At 43.9% G+C, this 20,887-nt stretch carries 24 protein-coding genes; 11 read left to right on the top strand and 13 right to left on the bottom strand.

Going from position 1 to position 20,887, the window contains the following annotated elements:
* Positions 1–2 precede the first annotated feature (2 nt).
* From A37S_RS0114505 to ggt, 6 genes are all read left to right on the top strand, one after another.
* A complete protein-coding gene (locus tag A37S_RS0114505) occupies positions 3–353 on the top strand; it encodes a hypothetical protein (protein ID WP_028297617.1) in 351 nt (116 codons plus the stop codon).
* Positions 354–368: 15 nt separating this feature from the next.
* The gene (locus tag A37S_RS0114500) at positions 369–746 is read left to right on the top strand and encodes a hypothetical protein (protein WP_028297616.1); all 378 of its coding nucleotides are present in this window, start codon (positions 369–371) and stop codon (positions 744–746) included.
* Positions 747–755: 9 nt separating this feature from the next.
* A complete protein-coding gene (locus tag A37S_RS0114495; RefSeq protein ID WP_157278681.1) occupies positions 756–1,124 on the top strand; it encodes a hypothetical protein in 369 nt (122 codons plus the stop codon).
* A gap of 2 nt (positions 1,125–1,126) precedes the next feature.
* Positions 1,127–2,083: a cytochrome-c peroxidase gene (locus A37S_RS0114490; protein WP_036602626.1), complete on the top strand. Its 957-nt coding sequence runs from the start codon at positions 1,127–1,129 to the stop codon at positions 2,081–2,083.
* A gap of 174 nt (positions 2,084–2,257) precedes the next feature.
* Positions 2,258–3,616, top strand: a complete 1,359-nt coding sequence (locus tag A37S_RS0114485) for an acyl-CoA dehydrogenase family protein (protein WP_028297613.1) — start codon at positions 2,258–2,260, stop codon at positions 3,614–3,616.
* Positions 3,617–3,685: 69 nt separating this feature from the next.
* Complete coding sequence (ggt, locus tag A37S_RS0114480; RefSeq protein WP_084163916.1) at positions 3,686–5,413, top strand: gamma-glutamyltransferase; 1,728 nt, start codon at positions 3,686–3,688, stop codon at positions 5,411–5,413.
* A 174-nt stretch (positions 5,414–5,587) separates the two neighbouring features.
* Here the strand turns inward: ggt and A37S_RS0114475 are convergent, their stop codons facing one another.
* Positions 5,588–7,387 (bottom strand): DEAD/DEAH box helicase, encoded by a 1,800-nt coding sequence (locus tag A37S_RS0114475; RefSeq protein ID WP_028297611.1) that lies wholly within the window; start codon positions 7,385–7,387, stop codon positions 5,588–5,590.
* A 567-nt stretch (positions 7,388–7,954) separates the two neighbouring features.
* Between A37S_RS0114475 and A37S_RS0114465 the strand changes: the two genes are divergently transcribed.
* Positions 7,955–8,416, top strand: coding sequence for a ferritin-like domain-containing protein (locus A37S_RS0114465; RefSeq protein ID WP_028297609.1), 462 nt, complete (start codon positions 7,955–7,957; stop codon positions 8,414–8,416).
* Between the two features lie 56 nt (positions 8,417–8,472).
* Here A37S_RS0114465 and A37S_RS0114460 read toward each other — a convergent pair whose 3' ends face one another.
* From A37S_RS0114460 to trxA, 9 genes are all read right to left on the bottom strand, one after another.
* Positions 8,473–9,549 carry a fatty acid desaturase family protein gene (locus tag A37S_RS0114460; protein ID WP_028297608.1) on the bottom strand — a complete coding sequence of 359 codons (1,077 nt, stop codon included), beginning with the start codon at positions 9,547–9,549 and terminating at the stop codon, positions 8,473–8,475.
* A 219-nt stretch (positions 9,550–9,768) separates the two neighbouring features.
* Positions 9,769–10,626, bottom strand: a complete 858-nt coding sequence (locus A37S_RS0114455; protein WP_028297607.1) for a sigma-70 family RNA polymerase sigma factor — start codon at positions 10,624–10,626, stop codon at positions 9,769–9,771.
* 150 nt (positions 10,627–10,776) lie between these two features.
* The gene (locus A37S_RS0114450; protein ID WP_028297606.1) at positions 10,777–10,968 is read right to left on the bottom strand and encodes a cold-shock protein; all 192 of its coding nucleotides are present in this window, start codon (positions 10,966–10,968) and stop codon (positions 10,777–10,779) included.
* A gap of 178 nt (positions 10,969–11,146) precedes the next feature.
* Positions 11,147–11,782 (bottom strand): porin family protein, encoded by a 636-nt coding sequence (locus tag A37S_RS0114445; RefSeq protein WP_028297605.1) that lies wholly within the window; start codon positions 11,780–11,782, stop codon positions 11,147–11,149.
* A gap of 199 nt (positions 11,783–11,981) precedes the next feature.
* A complete protein-coding gene (dinB, locus tag A37S_RS0114435) occupies positions 11,982–13,058 on the bottom strand; it encodes a DNA polymerase IV (RefSeq protein WP_028297604.1) in 1,077 nt (358 codons plus the stop codon).
* A gap of 44 nt (positions 13,059–13,102) precedes the next feature.
* The gene (locus tag A37S_RS0114430; protein ID WP_028297603.1) at positions 13,103–13,465 is read right to left on the bottom strand and encodes a response regulator; all 363 of its coding nucleotides are present in this window, start codon (positions 13,463–13,465) and stop codon (positions 13,103–13,105) included.
* Between the two features lie 357 nt (positions 13,466–13,822).
* Entirely contained in the window at positions 13,823–14,866 is a 1,044-nt protein-coding gene (locus tag A37S_RS0114420; protein ID WP_028297602.1) for an aldo/keto reductase, read from the bottom strand.
* 78 nt (positions 14,867–14,944) lie between these two features.
* A complete protein-coding gene (locus A37S_RS0114415; protein WP_028297601.1) occupies positions 14,945–16,324 on the bottom strand; it encodes an amidohydrolase family protein in 1,380 nt (459 codons plus the stop codon).
* A gap of 188 nt (positions 16,325–16,512) precedes the next feature.
* Entirely contained in the window at positions 16,513–16,818 is a 306-nt protein-coding gene (trxA, locus tag A37S_RS0114410) for a thioredoxin (protein WP_028297600.1), read from the bottom strand.
* Positions 16,819–16,969: 151 nt separating this feature from the next.
* Here trxA and A37S_RS0114405 point away from each other — a divergent pair, with 151 nt between their 5' ends.
* From A37S_RS0114405 to A37S_RS0114385, 4 genes are all read left to right on the top strand, one after another.
* Positions 16,970–17,173: a hypothetical protein gene (locus tag A37S_RS0114405; protein ID WP_028297599.1), complete on the top strand. Its 204-nt coding sequence runs from the start codon at positions 16,970–16,972 to the stop codon at positions 17,171–17,173.
* A gap of 10 nt (positions 17,174–17,183) precedes the next feature.
* Positions 17,184–17,372 carry a membrane lipoprotein lipid attachment site-containing protein gene (locus A37S_RS0114400; protein WP_028297598.1) on the top strand — a complete coding sequence of 63 codons (189 nt, stop codon included), beginning with the start codon at positions 17,184–17,186 and terminating at the stop codon, positions 17,370–17,372.
* A gap of 198 nt (positions 17,373–17,570) precedes the next feature.
* Positions 17,571–18,014, top strand: coding sequence for a GNAT family N-acetyltransferase (locus tag A37S_RS0114390; RefSeq protein WP_028297597.1), 444 nt, complete (start codon positions 17,571–17,573; stop codon positions 18,012–18,014).
* A gap of 234 nt (positions 18,015–18,248) precedes the next feature.
* Complete coding sequence (locus tag A37S_RS0114385) at positions 18,249–18,539, top strand: hypothetical protein (RefSeq protein WP_028297596.1); 291 nt, start codon at positions 18,249–18,251, stop codon at positions 18,537–18,539.
* A gap of 135 nt (positions 18,540–18,674) precedes the next feature.
* Here A37S_RS0114385 and A37S_RS0114380 read toward each other — a convergent pair whose 3' ends face one another.
* From A37S_RS0114380 to mqnC, 3 genes are all read right to left on the bottom strand, one after another.
* Complete coding sequence (locus A37S_RS0114380) at positions 18,675–18,872, bottom strand: hypothetical protein (RefSeq protein WP_028297595.1); 198 nt, start codon at positions 18,870–18,872, stop codon at positions 18,675–18,677.
* A gap of 125 nt (positions 18,873–18,997) precedes the next feature.
* A complete protein-coding gene (scpB, locus tag A37S_RS0114375) occupies positions 18,998–19,579 on the bottom strand; it encodes an SMC-Scp complex subunit ScpB (protein WP_028297594.1) in 582 nt (193 codons plus the stop codon).
* 108 nt (positions 19,580–19,687) lie between these two features.
* Positions 19,688–20,812 carry a cyclic dehypoxanthinyl futalosine synthase gene (mqnC, locus tag A37S_RS0114370; protein ID WP_028297593.1) on the bottom strand — a complete coding sequence of 375 codons (1,125 nt, stop codon included), beginning with the start codon at positions 20,810–20,812 and terminating at the stop codon, positions 19,688–19,690.
* Positions 20,813–20,887 lie beyond the last annotated feature (75 nt).

Raw genomic sequence — 20,887 nt, 5'->3', positions numbered from 1 at the left:
ATATGAAAAGAGTTTCTGTAATGGCTATCACGGTATTGTGGTCTGTTGCCTGTAGCCAACCCGATCAAAAAATTGAGGGCAAGTGGGCAAGCCTGAAAACCGAAGGTTTTACCGTTTACTTCCGCAAGGATGGCACATTTGACGGCTTTTCCAACGGCAAATCCTTCGCCTCTGGCTATTACAAAACGTCGGGCGACACCCTATTTGTCAACGAGCCCACACCCGATTCGTATAAGGCAATCTACACGTTTCGGTTTGAGGACGACAAGGTGATTTCTTATGCCGTATCCGACACGGTATCCGGGAGGCGTAAGGCCATGGACGGGCATGTCTTTGAACGTATTAGAGATTAACATAAAGCATGCGATATGAAAACAATGTATTTGATAGCAGTTTTAGGCCTATTTGTGGCAAGCTGTTCGGCTCCTGAATATGGGCCGAAAGACATCCTAGGGAGCAAATGGTCAGAAAAGGGCGTATTCAATGGCAAGCCCTTTGAATTTGTTGCCTTTTTCCGCACGGACGGCAGCTTTGAAGGCATAGTGGACGGTAAACCATTCGTCAGCGGCAGCTATGAGCTGTTGGGCGACACGGTGTTTTTCAGCGACCCAATATGCAATGTGGATTACAAGGGCTCCTACAAGCTGCTTTTCAAGAGGGATTCGCTGACGTTCAGTCTGATAGCCGATACCTGTACGGCGCGCAGGGAAGGAACGGACAATATAGGGTTTGTAAGGATAAATTAAAATATGGTCATGAAAAGCTCGTTTTTTTCGCTAACGGCAGCCACTCTATTATTCGTAAGTTGTCAATCCAGAACTGAACATATACTATATGGTAAGTGGGATCTTGTTTTTGAAAGTATGGGAGCCGACGCACAGTTCGTGTTCAGAAAGGACGGTACCCACGATTACTTTGTTAATGGAAAGCTGTTTTCAAGCGGCAGATCCATTTTCCGCAATGATACACTCAAAACAATGGATCCCATCTGTAACAGCGACTACTATGCCACGTATAAGGTCAATTTCATATCGGCCGATTCTGTCCAGTTTGTAGCTGTGGAGGACAGTTGCCCACCTCGGAAACAAGATATGGACGGAGTGGGATTAAAAAGAGTAAGATGAGCATGAAAAAGCAAATGTACGTCATCATAAGCTTATTTACAATTGTGCTCTTGCTGGCCAACCGTTCCTGCACCAATGTCTCCAAAATGCCTAGGGACAAGGTTGCCTTGGGCGAGATGCTCTTTTCCGACACCATCCTGTCATCCACCCGCAAAATAAGCTGTGCTTCCTGTCACAGGCCGGAATTTGCCTTTGCAGATACCGGTGCCGTGAGTTTGGGAGTGATGGATAGAAAAGGCACTCGGAATACTCAATCGGCCATGAACCTTGCCCTAGATGTCAGTTTCTTCTGGGACGGGCGGGCAGCCACCTTGGAAGAGCAAGCGCTCATACCCATTGCCAATCCGGATGAGATGGACCTACCGATAGATAGTGCAGTGGCACGTCTGAACCAAAATGCGTTTTATGTTCAGGTTTTCCAAAAGATATTCAACGAGGTTCCCAATGCGACCAATCTTGCGCAGGCCTTGGGCGAGTTCCAGCGTTCTCTGGAAACCAATAACACACCTTTCGATGATTGGCGGATGAACGACAACGAAAAGGCAGTGAGCGAATCGGCCAAAAGAGGGTTTGCCCTTTTTAACGGCAAGGCTAACTGCATACAATGCCATTTCGGTCCTAATTTCAACAACATCGAGTTTAGGAATATCGGCCTGTTTGACGGCAAGACCTTGCTGGACAGTGGTCGTGCTGCCATCACGAAAAGACCTGAGGACCTCGGTAAGTTCAAGATCGGCCCACTGCGCAATGTGGCTTTGACAGCTCCCTATATGCATAATGGCATGTTCAAAACCTTGCGCGAGGTCATCGAATATTACAACGATCCGGATAAGGTGGTGCCCAATCCCATCAACAGGGACTCTCTGTTATCTCAACCGCTGGAACTAACCGAACAAGAAAAAGAAGACCTGGAAAATTTCCTGAATGCGCTCACAGATAAACGGTTCAGGAAAGGTTGATCCAAAATATTGGTTTATACTATGCCAACCCGCAGGCCTGTATGACAAATCTCGGTTTTATATTATGCTGTACGCCCTCTATCATCTCTCATGCACATAGATAGAGAAAGCCATAAAAACAAACACTTGCATCCCTTTCTTGTTTTAAGTGTTACTGAACAAAACCAATTTGATATGGCTAACGCATTTTCGAAAATAAAGAGTGGGCTGAACCTGCTTAAGAACCTAGACTTTGACCAACTTGCAAAAATTTCCCAAAAAGTGGACCTCGCCAAAGTGATGGACGGTTTCAGCAAGCTGGACGACAATCAACTCAAGGGCTTGATGAAGATGATGGAGGGCCCTGGTAAGAAAAAGCCTTTGCCCGAAATAAATGGCGATTTTTACGAGCTTCAGGATAGATTGAGTGACGAGGACAAGGCACTACAGCTGAAAATTCGCGAGTTTATGGAGAAAGAAGTGAAGCCTTTGGTCAACCACTATTGGTTGCGCGATGAATTCCCCCATGAGCTGATTCCCAAGTTTGGCGAATTGGGCTTGGCGGGTATCACTTACAATGGCTATGGATGTCCGAACAGATCCTTTTTGATGGAAGGCATATTGGCCATGGAGATGGCTAGGGTAGACGCATCCATTGCTACATTTTTCGGCGTGCAGAGCGGATTGGCCATGGGTTCCATTTACCTGTGCGGTTCGGAAGAACAGAAACAGGAATGGCTGCCAGCCATGAATAAACTGCAGGTCATCGGCGCCTTTGGCCTTACGGAGCCGGAAGTGGGCTCGGGAGCCGCTGGCGGATTGACAACAACCTGCAGGAAAACAGAAGAAGGCTGGGTTCTCAATGGACAGAAGAAATGGATAGGCAATGCTACCTTTGCCGATGTCATCATTATATGGGCCAGAGACATAGATGATGGTCAAGTAAAGGGTTTTTTATTACGCAAAGGTACCCCTGGTTTCGAAGTAGAAAAGATAAAGGGAAAGATGGCCCTGCGGATCGTGCAGAACGGGCTCATCACGCTCAAGGATTGCCTCATCAAGGAGTCTGACAGGCTCCAAAAGGCCCATTCCTTTAAAGATACGGCTAACGTACTGCGTATGACGCGTGCGGGCGTGGCCTGGATGGCGGTGGGTTGCGCTAGGGGAGCCTATGAAAGCGCACTGGACTATACCCGAAAAAGGGAGCAGTTTGGCAAGCCTATTGCCTCCTTTCAGCTCATCCAAAACCACCTGGTGGAGATGCTGTCCAATTTGACGGCTATGCAGACCTTGGTATTCAGGCTCTCCGAACTACAGGACGAAGGTAAGCTGAAGGATGAGCACGCCTCCCTTGCCAAGGTCTTCTGTAGCCTGCGCACACGAGATATTGTTAGTCAGGCGAGGGAAGTGATGGGCGGTAACGGTATTTTGCTCGAATATGATGTAGCTCGGTTTGTGGCGGATGCCGAAGCGATATACTCCTATGAAGGTACCAAGGAAATCAATTCACTTATCGTAGGTCGTGCCATTACGGGTATGAGCGCCTTTGTATAGGCTTATTTTCCTTTTTTATTTCAGAGTTTTTATTTTATATGCTAATTTGCGGGTATAAACATAAACAATATGGTCAAACCCAGACAAATTAGCATTTTTTGCATTAAGGTACCCTGTTTCAACCGTTCCATAGTCATCTTGCTTTTAGGCATAGCCCTATGCCAATTCGCCTACGCGAAGCAAGACACGGCCTATCGCAATGGCATGGTGGTTTCTGCCCATCCCATTGCTTCGCAAGTAGGTATAGACGTATTGAAAAAAGGGGGGAATGCGGTGGATGCTGCCATCGCCGTGAAGTTTGCGCTTGCCGTGGTTTATCCCAATGCAGGAAATATCGGTGGCGGTGGGTTTATGGTTTTTCGTTCTTCGCAAAATGAATATGCTGCACTAGATTTCAGGGAAAAGGCACCAGGCATGGCCACTAGGGACATGTACCTCGATGAAACGGGAGAGCCCGTCAGCAGACTCAGTTTGGATGGACATCTAGCTGTTGGGGTGCCTGGTTCTGTAGATGGTATGGTAAAAGCACACGAACGCTACGGAAAACTACTTTGGAAAGATTTATTGCAACCAGCCGTTGATTTGGCCCGAAAAGGCTTCCCGCTTACAGAAATGCAGGCCAATGAGCTGAATAGGAGAAAAGAGTCTTTCAAGCGATTTAATTCTCATGGTACGGCATTGATTAATGAGAAAGCCGATTGGAAAGCCGGGGATTTGTTGATACAAAAGGAATTGGCAAAGACCATGAAGCGTATACAGTCTAAGGGTAGGAGGGGCTTTTACGAAGGCAAGGTAGCGAAGTTGTTGGTTCGTGAAATGAAAGATAATGGCGGTATCATTAGTTTGGAAGACTTGAAAAACTACGAGGCCAAATGGCGGGAACCTGTTGCCAATGACTATCGCGGCTACCACGTGGTGTCTATGCCTCCTTCTAGCAGCGGCGGAATTGCGTTGCTTTCTTTGCTCAAGTCTGTAGAACCGTATCCCTTGTCGCATTGGGGATTTCAGCAAGATTCGACTGTGCAGGTGATGGTGGAAGCCGAAAGAAGGGTATATGCCGATAGGGCGGAGCATTATGGCGATGCCGATTTTTATCCAGTTCCCTTGGCTGGGCTGCTTGATAGCAATTACATCCATGCCCGCATGCAGGATATCAGTTTTGAAAGAGCTACATCTAGCGAGTCCGTTTCGCATGGAAAACCTGTTGGATATGAAAGTGAGGAAACGACCCATTTTTCCGTAGTGGACAAAGATGGCAATGCGGTGGCTATTACCACGACATTGAACAACTCTTATGGATCACTCGTAGTGGTGAAAGGTGCGGGGTTTTTGTTGAACGATGAAATGGACGATTTTTCCATGAAGCCTGGTGTACCCAATCTGTACGGGCTTTTGGGGGGCAAAGCCAATGCCATAGAAGCTAACAAGCGTATGTTGAGTGCCATGACCCCAACCATAGTGACCAAAGACGGCAAATTATTGATGGTAGTGGGAACTCCTGGTGGTTCCACGATCATTACTTCCGTTTTTCAGGTGATTTTGAATGTGGTCGATTTTGGGATGGGAATGCAAGAAGCCGTCAGCGCCCCGCGCTTTCATCATCAATGGCTTCCAGACAATATCCAGCCCGAGAAGGAGGCAATTGCCGAGGATGTAAGGGCAAGATTGGAAGCCAAGGGTTATCAATTTGTCCAGCGAGGTAATATAGGTAGGGTAGATGCCATATTGGTGAAGGCCGATGGTACACTGGAAGGAGGAGCAGATCATAGGGGAGATGATACTATTGTAGGGTATTAGAGAGTTATATAGGTTAAGTAATAAGTTGTAAATACAAGTTAAGGCTTTGCAGAATCCTTTCGCTATATAAACAAACAAAGCCCCGCATCCATTAAGGTGCGGGGCTTTTGTATTATCTATCCATCCGATTTTCGACGTCTTATATCTTAGGTCTCATATCTGATGTCTCAATAACTACCAGCGTTTTTTCTCGCTTCTGCGTTCGCGGCGTTTTCCGGAAAAGTCCCTGAAACCACCTTGGTGCTCAGAGGCTCTTTCACGGCCACCACGTCTTCCTTCTCTAGAACGTCCGCCTCTGTCGCCGCTTCCGCCTTCACGGTCGCCAGCGGGTTCTAAGCGCACTTGGCGTCCTTTGAAATCCACGTCTTTGAAGTTGTTGAAAACTTTCTCTGCCATGTCGCTTTCCACTTCGAAGAAGGAGAAAACACCTTTGATATCGATTTTTCCAACTACTTTTCCGCTTATTTGAGCATTATCACAGATAAAGCCCAACATGCTGCCACGGTCAAAGTTGTCTACGGAACCAAGGTTGACGAATATCCGTGAAAAGCCAGCTTGTGCTCCACCTTCACGACCATAACGATCTCCTCTGGAACCGCGGTCACCACGATCGCTGCGGTCACGGTCTCTACCACGACCTTCAGATTCGTTAGAATTCAGATCTTGAGCCCCGTTATAGTAATTCAAGAAACGGTTGAATTCCAATGAAGCAAGATGTTTGATCACGTCTTCCTTGCTGAAATCTTGGAAAGCTTCCTCGATCTTTGGCAAGAACTGATTGATTTGCTCTTCGTTTACTTCGACAGATTTTACCTTATCTATGATAGAGAACAATTGTTTCTCGCACACTTCGATACCTGTAGGTATTGTAGATTTGATAAATTCCTTGCCGATAACACGTTCGATGTGACGGATTTTTCCAGCTTCTTTTGGTGTTACCAAGGCGATGGAAATACCTTTTTTCCCTGCACGGGCAGTACGTCCGCTTCGGTGAGTGTAATTTTCAATCTCATCTGGAAGAGAGAAATTAATTACGTGCGTTACATCGTTTACATCGATACCCCTGGCAGCTACGTCGGTTGCAATCAACAATTGTAGACTGCGGTCGCGATAGCGTTTCATTACCTTGTCGCGTTGTTGTTGCGAAAGGTCGCCGTGAAGGGCATCGGCATTATAACCGTCTTTGATAAGTGCTTCGGCAATTTCTTGCGTCTCGATTTTGGTACGGCAGAACACAATACCAAAAATATCTGGATTGATGTCTACGATACGTTTAAATGCGGCAAACTTGTCTCTAGGACGCACCACGTAATAATGGTGCTCAATATTGCTGTTGCCTGTGTTCTTGGTGCCAACTGTCAGCTCATGTGGGTCTGTCATATAGTTTTTGGCTATACGACGCACTTCGGCTGGCATGGTAGCAGAGAAAAGCCATGTTTTCTTCTCGTCGGGAGTAGTGGACAAAATATCATTAATGTCTTCTTGGAAGCCCATGTTCAACATTTCGTCGGCTTCGTCCAATACTACATAACGTACTCCTGAGAAATCAATCGCTTTACGACCAATGATGTCCAGCATACGTCCTGGGGTGGCAACTACAATTTGCACACCGCGACGGATCTGACGCAATTGATCGCTGATGCTTGCGCCACCGTATACTGCTACGATGTTTACATCATTGATGTTTCTAGAAAAATTCTTAAGATCGTTAGCGATTTGCAGGCAAAGCTCACGCGTTGGGCACAAAATCAGTGCTTGAGGCGAGTTTTCCGAAAAGTCTAACAATTCTAACAAAGGCAGGCCAAATGCTGCGGTTTTACCGGTACCGGTTTGGGCTAATCCGACAAAATCGCTGCTGCCTGAAAGGAGTACAGGAATGGCTTGTTCCTGGATCTGGGTAGGTTTCTCGAAACCTATTTCTGTTAAGGCATTAACAATATCATGACGGAGTCCCAATTGACTAAATGGGTTCATGAAATATTTTAAAAAACGATTTTAGACTACATTGTCTAAAACGTGGGCAAAGGTACGGTTATTTTTTGTAAATGCAAATATTTTTTATTTTTCTTTTGTGTGTGTTTCGGTGTAATAAAAAAAGCCGCCCCATGGGGCAGGGCGGCTGTCCATCATTTGGGGATGCGATGGACATCAATCAACCTTCTTTATTAAAAAGTAAAAAGCAAAAACCAGTAATTGTCAGTGCTTTTACTATTAAATGCATTTTCAAACAAAAAGAGTCCGATGTTTCTGCACGGAGTTTATCGTTCTGTTTTTTTTAGCAAAGGACACAACTAACGGCATGTTCTGCCATATCTTGTCCTTTTGTTTATTTTAACGAAACGAGTTGCTCTCCGTAAATGCGACAGCGAAAGTGTTTTTTTTTTAAAATTTCTTTTTTAAAATTTCTGCTTTGCACGGTAATGGGCGTTTACTAGGACTTAATACTTGAAGATTGCAATGATTTTGATTATTTGAATTTTGCTCAAACCTTTGGTTACATAACCTGTTCTTTTTTATACAAATTATCTAACTATCTATCTTATGGAAACAGTAGAAAAAGTAGCCGATGTGCTCAATGATTTGATCCAGATTAATAATGACAGGATCAAAGGCTATCAAACCGCTTTGGAGGATACCGAGTGGACCGATGCCGATTTAAAAGCCTTGTTTGAATATTATGTCATTCAGACGAAGCAATTTAATAAAGAACTTTCGGAAGCAGTGGCTCACTATGGGCACGAATTGCCAGAAGAAGGAACTACGGCAGCAGGCAAGTTGCACCGTGCGTGGATTGATATCAAAACGACCTTTACCGGCAAGGATAGAAAGGCTGTATTGGAAGAATGCGAGCGGGGTGAGGATGCTAGCAAAAAAGCATATCGCGATGCCTTGACAGAGGCTACGAGTTTTCCTGCCGAGGTGCAAGAGCTTTTGAGGAAGCAAGCCGATGAACAATTGAAAGGGCATGATAAAATCCGCGATCTGCGAGATGCGCAGGTTTAGATGACAATCAAAGGTGAAAAATGCAGGATTATTATTCCTGCATTTTTTTTGCCCTACTAGCTAGCTGTGCTAAAACTCTTTAGAATATGGTAATGCGATAGCAACGCACTGAAAAAAGTGCGGTTTTCTAAATAGGGCAGTTGATATGCTTGTGCTGTTGCTTTGATGATCTTTGAAATGGCAGGGTAGTGGATGTGGCAGATTTTGGGAAATAAATGATGTTCTATTTGCCTATTGAGCCCACCGAGGAAGAAAGATGCCAGTTTGCTGCTCGAAGAGAAGTTGGCCGTAGTGCGCATTTGGTGTTCAGCCCATACGTTTTCTATTTGCCCTTCGGCCGTGGGTTCCGGGAAATCAGTGCCTTCCACTACATGGGCAAGCTGGAAGACCAGACCCATTACCAAGCCCTCGGTTGCATGCATGGCGATAAAGCCGATCAACACCTGCCACCAACTGATATCGAGCACCAGAATAGGTAAGAAGAGAAAAAGAAAGAGATGCAAAAACTTGAAGAAATAGAGGTTGAAATACTCTATTTTGGGATGTTTTTGCCGGCGGGAATTGATATTCCGATAGAACTTGTGGTAATCTTTCCTAAAAACCCAGTTAAGAGAAGCCAAACCATATAAAGGAAAAGCATAGAGATGTTGGAATCGGTGTATCTTCTTGTATGGATCATCGTCCGATAGCCTGATGAGCCCTGCAGCGTCCAAATCTTCGTCGTGGCCCGCAATGTTGGTGTAAGTGTGATGCACCTGGTTGTGCGTTTTGTCCCAAATGTAGGGATTTGCCCCGATGAGGTGGAATGTATATCCCAGTAGTTTGTTGAGCCACGGTTTTTTGGAAAGCGAGCCGTGCAGAGCGTCGTGGCTGATGTTAAATCCAATAAATGCATTGCATGCACCTAGCAACAGCGCAAGGCACATTAACGCCCAGACATTCCCGAATGGATTGGAAAGTATGAGCGAGTAAATGACCACAAAGGCACTCATGAAGAGAATTACCTTTGCCCACATAGCCTTGTTGCCGTATTTGTGCAAGGCATTTTCCGTGAAATAAGCTTCTACCTTTTCACGTACCGTAGAGAAGAACGTGGAGCGGTTTGAATTGGTGAATTTTAACTTTGATTGCATGACCGTAATTTTTAATACTAAGAGGCTCTTGGAATAGCGAATGGTCAATCTGTTTTCCGTGCCACTTAATAAACTACGCGCAATACATCATCAACTTCATGTCCTTTGGGGACAAATCCCCTATATAGGGGCCTTCTTTCTTTCGTAAAGATAAAGGAAATAATCGGTAAGTCCAAATGCAAAGAGGCGTCCGTTCCCAGCACAGCAGGACTTTAAAAGCTACAAATACGCTTCTAATAGGGGCCTGAACGAAGAATGCCTTAGCGTATATAAGGCCTTTTCCCTTAGCTGCCTGATGCGCTCCCTTGTAAGCTGGAGTTTAAAGGCTATTTCTTCCAGGCTATGCTGTTCGTATTGCTTCAGACCATAAAGCATGGCTATAATAACCTGTTGCCTATCGGGCAAAATAGATAAGGCGCGTTCCAGCTCAGTGATTAAAGATGACTTCAGGAGTAATACGTCGGTGTCCGGCTCGTTGTTCTGTATCACTTCCAGCAAGGTACCATCTTCGCTACTGGACATAGGGGCATCAAAGGATAGTGGCCTTCCCTGATAATTTAGCGTGGTTGCAATCTTTTCCGTTGTGGTTTCTAGACAGGTGGCAAGTTCTTCCTGACTGGGTTCTCGCTCGAGTTCCTGCTCCAGCTGCGATTGCATTTTTTTTATCTTACTTAGGTTTCCGATCTGATTGATGGGGATTCGTATAGAACGCGACTGATTGGCTATAGCCGAGATGATACTTTGCCTAATCCACCACACGGCATAGGAGATAAACTTGAAGCCTTTAGTCTCGTCAAAGCGTGTGGCCGCCTTTATGAGCCCCACGTTCCCCTCGTTGATAAGATCTCCCAGCACCATGCCATGGTGCTGATACTGCTTGGCTACAGAAACCACAAACCTCAAATTGGCCTTCGTGAGCCGCTCTAAAGCAACAATATCCCCTTGCCTGATTTTTTGCGTTAAGATCACCTCGTCCTGGGCCGTAAGTAAGTCCACCTTGCCTATCTCTGTCAGGTATAAGCTGAGTGACCTGCTTTCTCGATTGGTAATGGATTCTGTTATTTTTAATTGCTTCATCTTTTTGTTGCCATTTGGCCCGTATGTTCTGTGAAGGTTGAAAAAAACTGTTTATTGCCCAATTGATTTAGTCAGGGATTACCTATGCCGATAAACTAAAAAAGCATTCCCCGATTAAGGAGAATGCTTCACGATAATTATTTATAGGGATTAAGCTACTTCTACATTTACCGCATTAGGGCCTTTACGGCCTTGTTCTACATCGTACTTCACGGTATCATTCTCACGAATGTTGTCGATGAGTCCTGATGAGTGAACGAAGATTTCTTGACCACCGTTTTCTGGTGTAATAAATCCGAAACCTTTGGTTTCATTGAAAAATTTTACTGTTCCTTTTTGCATGATATTATTTTAATGTTGGTAAAGGTAGGTATATTTTTTGTAAAACAGATTTTATTTGCGTATAAAATTTTAAATAAAGGTAAAATTGACACAATGTCATTACCCTTAAACTAAGTAAAAAGGGGCTGGTATAATACCAAAGCCCCCTTTTCGCCCATAGGTAGACAGTCTATTTATTCTATAGCCTAAATCCTAGACCCACAGTCCACACTCTATTTGTAAGTTTGTTCTCTGGGAAATATTCATTGTTGCTACCCCTGATGTCTGTCAATCCCATGGCATAACCGCCGTGAATCATCAAGCCATTGCTGAACTCATAGCCACCGATAAAATTGAGGCCAAAGTCGGTGCTTTTCAAAGTGCCGTCTTTGCCAAAATCAAATTCCGTTTCTGTAGATCCATAGTCGCTATCATATTTGTTCTTACCAGAAATGCCGAAAGCTACGTAAGGACCAGCTCCTAAAAAGAAACTGCCAGCTTCTGCCACTGGAAACTTAGCGACAAAATTTACTGGAACCTCGATCCACATGGTATTCTGCTTTACCGAGGAATTTCCAATTTCACTACTGAATAGCTCAGCACCTTTGCCTTGCAAGGAAACACCTGGTTGTATGTAAAACCAATTTTCTGCTATGGGCGCGTCCAGAAATGCCGTTATATGAAAATTGGTCGTACTACTTGTCTCTGTATTGTTTCCTGACCAATTGTACTTAGGGAAGTTGATACCAGCTTTCAATCCCCATCCCATTTCCTGTTGAGCGAATGCACCCGTAGCTACTAACGCTGCTGTTACCGATAATAATAACTTTTTCATTTTCTTATTTGTTTTTCATTTAATTTTGTTGCTGTCCTTAGAGCAAATTGGCTGCCACTTTGGTTAAATTGTTATTTTTCAGCTGTATGTATCGCCAGTGAAAGTAGGGTATGTGTATGTTTAAATAGACAATCAGGTGCGTTCCTTTGGGCGTTTGGTAGCAAAAACGCATGGACTATGGACCAAATAGGGGATTTGTTTAAAAAAGTTTAAGCTGGCCTCCCGCATCTACATTTGGTTCCATCGTATCATAAAAATTGGAAACACTGACGCCCAGCAGCCTTACCTTTCTTTCGGCTATTGGTGCATTTTGCAAGAGAACCTTCACGGCGGCAAGCAGTTCATCCTTTAAGCCGTAAGCTGTGGTACGAGAACTATTTCTAGTGATCTGCTTAAAGTCCGAAAATTTTATTTTCAGCGTCAATGTCCTGCCGAACAGGTCCTTTTGGACACATCGCTTCCATGTTTTTTCCGTGAGCGCTTCAATTTCTAGTATCATATCTGCCATTTCTGACAGATCGGTTTCGAACGTGTCTTCGGTACCTATAGACTTGGTTTGTCTATGTGGTTGAACCAGTCTGTTATCTATACCGCGGACGATATTATAATAAAATAAGCCGGCCTTACCGAACAGTTTGTTTAACCTTTCCTTGTCTAGAGATTTTAGATCGGCTCCAGTGAAGATTTGCATGCCGTGCATTTTTGCTGCCGTTACTTTGCCTATACCATGGAATTTGTGGACCGGTAAGCTTTCCATGAAAGCATGGATTTTGCTCGGCCCAATGAATGTTAGACCATCGGGCTTTTGCAGATCCGAGGCGATCTTGGCCACAAACTTATTGATGGATATACCGGCAGATGCCGTGAGGTTAAGCTCGTCCTTTATAGCAAATTTTATTTGTCTTGCAATCTCGATGGCAGACCCTATAGCTAATTTGTCGTCGGTGACATCAAGGTACGCTTCGTCCAACGATAAAGGTTCTATCAAGTCCGTGAACCTAGAGAATATGCCCCTGATGTGGGTAGATACTTTCTTATATACCTCAAATCGTGGTTTCACAAAAATAGCGTGTGGGCAAAGATCCAATGCCTTTCTGGCGGACATGGCAGAGTGTATCCCATATTGCCTTGCCTCGTAGCTGGCGGTAGCTACTACTCCTCTGCCAGTGGGCGATCCGCCTACCACCAGGGGCTTCCCTTTATATTGTGGAAAGTCTCGCTGTTCTATTGAAGCATAGAAAGCATCCATGTCTATATGAATGATTTTACGCAGCATGGAATAGGTACCGTTAAGTGCAAGAAAGAATTAGTCTTTTTTATTTAATCTTTTAACATTTTCAAAGCTGTAGATTCAAGTTCGTCCAGATCAAAGGGTTTTTTTAGATAGCCGTCTGCTCCGGCCTCCTCGGCCAATGCTGGTAAATTGCTGTTGGCCGAAAAAAGGATGACAGGTATATTCCGAAGTTCTTCATTGGCCTTCAGTTCTTGTGTCGCTTTAACACCGCCCAATCCCGGTATCCAATTGTCTATCAATATGATGTCTGGATTGGCCTGCTTTACTTGTGCTATAATGTCCTTGCTATGGCTGGAGGAGATAACGGTAAAGTCGAGATTTTCAAATACAACGGAGCAGAAATACAAAATGTCTTCATCATCGTCTAGTATGAGAATGGTGCGTTTCATATGTGATGTCAATTCAAAAAAATGATTTATATACAATTAATTGGTAATGCGCGTTGTATGTGCGAAACAATCAATGGATCCGCTTTTCAATGCATCTGATCGCCGTTTGGGAAAAGGACAGCCTACTGTTTTTATACATTTCAAAAACGAAGGAAGCCTTATTCTTATTAAAACGATTGAGAAACCAAATTTAACTTTTCTTTTGGAATTACAATGATATTGGGAATAATGTTGGGTTTAAAACAGAATTTTTTGCCAATCCGGGTGATTCACCAATGACCCGGATTGGCTGATGGAGGAGGGGAGGGGCCGACTCTCCAGCAAGGATTGGAATTTCTATCTTCGTTCGCTACAGTCCTATTTTTGAAATGCAGGCAGCGGATTGAGCGTCGTGTTCTGCCTTTGATGCCAATAAGGATAAATGGGCTCGATTTCACTGGCATTGTCAAGTTTGGCTATCTGTTCTGCACTCAAAGTCCACCCCACGGCACCGAGATTCTGTTTCAACTGTTCCTCATTGCGTGCACCGATCACGATACTGGCCACCGTGGGGCGCTGTAGCAGCCAGTTAAGACTAATTTGGGCAACGGTTTTGCCGGTTTCCGCCGCAATTTCATCCAATACATCTACGATATCGTATAAACGTTCTTCTGCAAACGACTCTCTGGGAACTGGGCTGCCGCCTTGAGCCACACGGCCGGTTTTGTCTATTGCCTGATTCCGACGAAATTTACCTCCCAATCTTCCTCCTGCCAACGGACTCCATATGACCGAACTTACCTTTTCCTCTATTCCCAGTGGCATCAGTTCCCACTCATATTCCCTGTTCAACAAGCTGTAATATACCTGATGGGCTACGTAGCTGTTCCATCCGTATTTTTCGCTGATACCCAATGATTTTGCTAAGCTCCAGCCTGAAAAATTAGAGCAGGCTATATAGCCCACCTTGCCACTGCTCACTAGATCGTCTAAGGTTCTCAGGGTTTCTTCGATAGCGGTATTTCCATCAAACCCGTGCATATAATAAATGTCTATATGATCTGTGTCCAAGCGTTTCAGGCTAGCTTCGCAAGCACGTGTCAAATGATAGCGTGTGGAACCCCACTGATTTTCTTTGGCACTGCTCATAGGAAAGGTGCCTTTGCTCGAGATCAGCAATTGATCCCTTTTGCCCTTGATGGCTTTGCCCAAGATTTCTTCCGATAACCCATCGGAATAGATGTCTGCCGTGTCAAAGGCATTAACGCCGGCTTCCAAGCAGAGCTCCACGAGTTTGGTCGCTTCATCTACTTGCGTATTTCCCCACGCCTTAAAGAAGTCTCCGCTTCCACCAAACGTACCTGTACCAAAGGTGATCACAGGAACCTGTAATCCCGATTTTCCTAAAAATCTATATTCCATTGTTTTATTGTTGTTAGCAATCAGCTGTCGGTTATTTGCTTTTCAGCCGATTTTGATACTTGTATTGACCGTTAAAAATTAATCATTGGACAATGGTCCCTTACTTACTTCCTTTCCAGCTTTGTATACAGCTGCAATTTTTCTGGTGTTTTTGATGTCCTGCTCTGGATTGGCATCAAGAACGATAAAATCGGCTATTTTACCCTTTTCCAGGGTGCCATATTGCTGGTCTATACCTAGCATTCGGGCGGAGTTTTTTGTTGCCACCGTGATGGCCTGCAATGGGCTTAAGCCCGCTTGGGTCATCAGCTCCAGTTCCAAATGTTCTGAAAATCCCTGCGTCCGTATGGGCATAGCGCCAGAATCGGTACCCATGGCAACTAAAATTCCCGCGTCATATATTTTCTTTAGATTTTGTAGCGCAGTTTCAAATGCCTTGACGTTTTGCTGATAATTAGGAGCATTTTTCAAGTTGTCTTGGTAGGCTTGTGAGGTAATCATCTCATATACGCCAGGTTCTAGAGAGGCCTTGAAAAATTCGTCATCCAGCCATTCTGGCTTTCTGGCATAGATATAGGCAAACTCATCTAAAGATAAGGTAGGGATATAAATAGTCCCTTTGGACTTCATTAAATTCAACAATTCATCGTCTACTACATTGTCCCGAACGCTGTGGGCAAAGATATCCACCCCATCTTGCAACAGTTGCTTGGCATCTGACAAATAATAGAGATGAGAGGCAGCTCTTAAGTTGTGTTTATGCGCTTCCTCTATGATGGCCTTGTAGATAGAAGAAGGCATTTTAGGGAATTGTCCTCCAAAATCATCCACCCAAAGTTTAACAACTTCCGGTTTCAACTTGACCAAACTGTCCATTTCGGACGGAACCTCGGCTTCTGTATGAGGTCTAAACACCTGATTCATGCCCATAGCTGCTGGAGGACCGCCTTGTACCGCCCCAAAGCCGTAGGCAGCGCTGTACATTCTAGCGCCAGGGAGTAGTCCGGCTACAGACGAGTCTCTGATGCCAGAGTCAAATAATAGGGGACGGTCAGACCCCATGGCCAAAATGGTCAACACGCCATAGTCTTGATATTTCTTCAATTGACTAAGTATATTGTCCCGAGTATAAAAATCGGCGTTGTTTTCGGTACCTTTCATAGTGCCTACGTGTACGTGCGTGCTAATGAGTGCAGGCATAATGGTCTTTCCATTGAGATCTATTACCTCGTAATCGCTACTGTCGATTTGTTGACCGATATCGGCAATACTGTCACCTTGTACAAGAATACTTATATCACGCTGAACCTCACCATTACCGTCAATCAGATTGACATGCGTAAACAAAGTAGCGTTTTCAGCAGCGGAGTTGTTTGACTTGCCTCCCTGACAAGACATTGCGGCTATGACAAAGCTATATGTCAATGCCTTGAAAAATGTTTTCACTGTTCGATCCATAGCAGATGATTTTGAAATAAATTGTTAATTGTTTTGCTTGCCCTATTATATAGGGCTCCACCAATAATTATGTTTTTCAAAATTAGGTGGCTAGACTTGCGAAATCATTGTACAAAAAGCGGAGATAGTTGTATAAAATCTGCATGTGACGGCAATCCTGATTTTATCAGGATCGTTGTTTTTTGCTGCTATTTCGCGTTGCTTTGTTGTTTAATGATACGTGTCAGATCAGCTGCCTGCATCACGCCACTCTGCCTCCACTTCACTTGTCCTTTTTGGAAAAGGATGAGCGTAGGGACACTTTGAACATGATAAGCGGTTGCTACTGAGGGGTTTTTATCTATGTCCACCTTTATGATGCTCGCGTCATCACCGATTTGGCTTTTCACCTGGGTCAATATGGGCTTCATCATTTGGCATGGTCCGCACCACTCGGCAAAAAAATCTACTAAAACTGGTTTCTCACCATTTATGAGTTCTGAAAATTTAGACATGGTATTTGTTGTTTTTATTGTATTGTTACTAACTAAATAGCTCACAAAAAGCGCACCAAATAGCCTCATTCATAAACTAATTGGAAGGAAATTTGTAGTAACTATAGAAACTGGTGAAAAGTAAATTTTTATACATCAAATTACATTTATTATGAAAGCATTAAAAGCATTATTTGTTTCAGCTGTAGCCGCGATGTTGGTTAGTGCCTGTGGAAGGTCATATACTCCGAATAAGGAATTTGAGGAAAATGAACCCGTAGCAGACACATCGCTTAACTTGATAGGCCCCGTGGAGGACACTACCACACTTGTTCCGCTCGATTCGGATAGTTTGCGCGTTGACACTTTAAATTAAAATTTAGATTATGAAATCTTACCTTTTTATTTTGTTTGCCGCATTTGTCCTTTCTGCCTGCGGAAGTTCCGGTACGAAGGACAATTATAATGACCATGCGGTGCCCGATGGCGATCTGCCAATATCTACCGGCTCACAAGATACTACGTTGAAGCATCCTGCCGATTCTGCTGCGGTGCAAGATTCCGTCAATTATTGATTTTTCTCAATCATACTGTTTGTTATCTAACTAATCGGGTATGTCAGCTTGAGTTTTCCAAATGTTATTTTTATATTTATGCACTTAAAAAAACCAATTTATAAACAATTGCCGAATATCAGATCCGGTATTAAACTGATTGCTGTGGGGCTAAATACCGATGGTGTTGGTGGCAAAGAATGAATGATTTTAAACTAGATGAAGATTCGCAAGGCAACGTTGAATGACTTAGACTCCCTGACGGAATTGTTTGGAGAATATAGAGTGGTTTCCGGAACGCATAGAGAAATTGAAGAAGAGCGATTTTTCTTGGAGCGCCGATTGGAGCAGGCAGGGTGTATAGTGTTTTTGGCCTTTATCGATGAAAAGTTGGTAGGCTTTGCCATCATATCGCCTTTTTTCTTTTCAAAGGAACTAAAGGAAATTTACCTGGTAAATGACATCTATACGGTGGAAGAGCAGCGCCATCAAGGAGTTGCTCAGTCTTTGCTGAGTGAAGTTGTTTTTTATGCGAAGCGCAATTGTCGCCAACGCGTGCAACTTACCACAACTGCCGACAATTACAGCGCACAATCGCTTTTCGAACGTTTCGGATTTAAGCGGCTAGACGAGCTCAATTTCGAATTTATCATTTCATCGTAAGTAGCGAAGTTTGTTGGATGTTTAAGAGCCTGTTTAAATTTTATTGCTAAAATTTTTATAGCTATTTTGAGAAGGATTTTTTGCTTCGTGTTTGCAGATTTAGCGGGCTAAATCCAGAGCAGGAAGTGAAAAATAGGCTCAAAAGAGCATCAAAATATAGCAAAGAAAAATTCAAAATCAGTATAACAAAAATTTCGTTAAAATTTTAAACAGGTTCTAAATAAAAGATAGCCGATGGATTATTCAACATTCCTTGATTTGCTTTCAAAAGACACCGTGCCTAAGGAACTGGACGTTTACCTGCAGGCCTTATGGTGGGATGCTAGGGGAAACTGGGAAAGAGCTCACGGCCTTATTCAGGATTTGCCAGATACAAAAGCTGCCCGCATACACGCTTATTTGCACAGAAAGGAAGGCGATCTTTGGAATGCCGACTATTGGTATGCTCGTGCGGGAGCTATAAGGCCAGCAGAGCCATTGAATACAGAGGCGAAAGGTTTGATTGAGGATTTATTGGCGGGTTGATCCATGCCGAAAAGTACATGAAAGTGCAAGAAAACAGGAGATTTCATTAGAAATCTCCTGTTTTCTTGAAAAAAATAAACGCACGATACCTGAATCGGTATCGTCTATGATGGTAGGCAAAACCTTGCTCAATGACTAATAGTCGTCATCATCATCAAAATCATCATCATCAAAATTGTCGAAACTATCGAGATCGTCAAAATCAAAATCATCATCGTCGTCATCAAACCCCTTTTTGGGTTTTGGCGAATCTAGTTTTGATTTTCCCAACCCCGTTTTCTTAGATGAAGAAACCTTTTTCGCTTTTGGATCAGTCTTCTTTGGCGTTTTCATTATTCTTTCTTATTCAGCTATGGTTTTTTGTTTTGTTTGCTCATGTAAAAATACGAACAATTTTAAAATTCAAAGATAAAATAACAAAAAAACAGCGGCTTCATTTGGATGGTAAAGTCGCTGCTTTATGGTTCTGGAATTGCATTCTCATCTTCATTCTGCCCAATGGTATTGGACTCATTGACAATGTCTTTGAGTTTGGGCAGGTCTGCCACACTTTTTATCCCGAAGTAATCCATTAATAGTGCGCTAGTGCCATATAGCAGGGGCTTTCCTACACTTTCAGATTTACCAATAATGGCAATAAGGTCTTTTTCCAGTAGTTTTTGTATCGAATAGTCACAATTTACACCTCGAATATGCTCAATTTCAAGCTTGGTAATGGGCTGCCGATAGGAAATGATGGCTAGTGTTTCCAATGCAGATTGACTGAGTTTTTTTTTCGCCTTGTGCGCCTGTAGGTAGTTGATAATCTTATGGTATTTGCTTTTGGTAAGAAACTGATAACCATTGTTGATCTCTACCAATTGTATGGCAAAGTAATCCTGTTCGTACTTTTGCGCAATACGATCTAGCGCCTGCAGCGCTTCCTCGTTGGACATTTCGTATTCGAGCGCTTCACGCACCACTTGTTTGATGTCGTATAGCTCCAAGCTCTGTTCTGACGCAAAGATTAAAGCTTCGATATATTCTTCTAGGTTTTCCAATGTCCTTTTTAGTATCAAGTATCAAGAAGCTAGTATCAAGACGTCAGTATTGAGATATTCAAGCCCTCGATCTTGTGTCTCATATCTCACGTCTCATATCTCACACATCTAATAATCAATCACTTGTTCCACCATAGTGGCCGGGATTTCCCTGAAATCGTATTTTTGGTTCCGAAGCTGTGGTTCAAAACCAGCTTCCCTGATGGCATCCTGAATGGTTTTGGAGGTGAACCTATGAGGAGCGCCTGCGGCAGAAACTACATTTTCCTCAATCATGATGGAACCGAAATCATTGGCTCCGGCATGCAGGCACAATTGCCCCACACGTTTGCCCACTGTGAGCCACGATGCCTGAATATTCTTGACGTTGGGCAGCATAATCCTGCTAAGGGCAATCATGCGGATATACTCTTCGCCCGTTACATTATTGCTTATGCCACGTAGTCTTTTCAGCAAGGTGCCATCATCCTGAAAGGGCCATGGTATGAAGGCGATGAAACCATGAGCCCCCTCCGGTTTTTCGCTCTGCACATCCCTTATCCATACCAAGTGTTCGAAGCGCTCTTCGATGGTTTCTATATGACCAAACATCATGGTGGCTGATGTCGGCAGATTGATCTTGTGTGCAGCACGCATGACATCCAACCACTCTTGGCCGCCACATTTGCCTTTTGATATAAGCCTGCGTACCCTGTCGTTCAGTATCTCTGCACCCGCTCCCGGCAAGGAATCCAGTCCGGCGTCCTTAAGCACTTTCAATACGGCTATATGGGACATTTTTTCCAACTTGGCCACATGGGCAATTTCTGGCGGTCCCAAGGCATGCAGCTTAATATCGGGATATAATTCTTTCAGCTGCTTAAAAAGCGTTGCATAGAAGGAAAGTCCTAGGTCGGGATGATGGCCACCTTGCAAGAGTAACTGATCGCCACCGTATTGCATGGTTTCTTCTATTTTGCGCTTATAGGTGTCTATATCGGTAATATAACTTTCTTCATGTCCCGGTCTACGGAAAAAATTGCAGAACTTGCAATTGGCGATGCACACATTGGTCGTATTCACGTTGCGATCGATCTGCCAAGTCACCTTGCCATGGGGCACCTGTATCTTTCGCAGCTCGTTTGCTACGAAGCTCAGATCCGCCGTGGAAGCATTATGATATAGAAAAATACCCTCCTCCTTGCTAAGGAAATCAAAATTGAGGGCTCTTTTCAGTAAATCAGTCGTATTCATACCAGTACAAAGGTAAGCAAGAAAAAGACTAATGCGAAAAGACTAAGGCAAAAAGGATAGACGATAGCAGTTTTA

It is taken from the genome of Olivibacter sitiensis DSM 17696 (assembly GCF_000427965.1).
GTDB classification, from domain to species: Bacteria; Bacteroidota; Bacteroidia; order Sphingobacteriales; family Sphingobacteriaceae; genus Olivibacter; species Olivibacter sitiensis.
The sequence above is the reverse complement of the archived record's forward strand: the minus strand, read 5'-3'. Positions and strand labels throughout refer to the sequence as shown.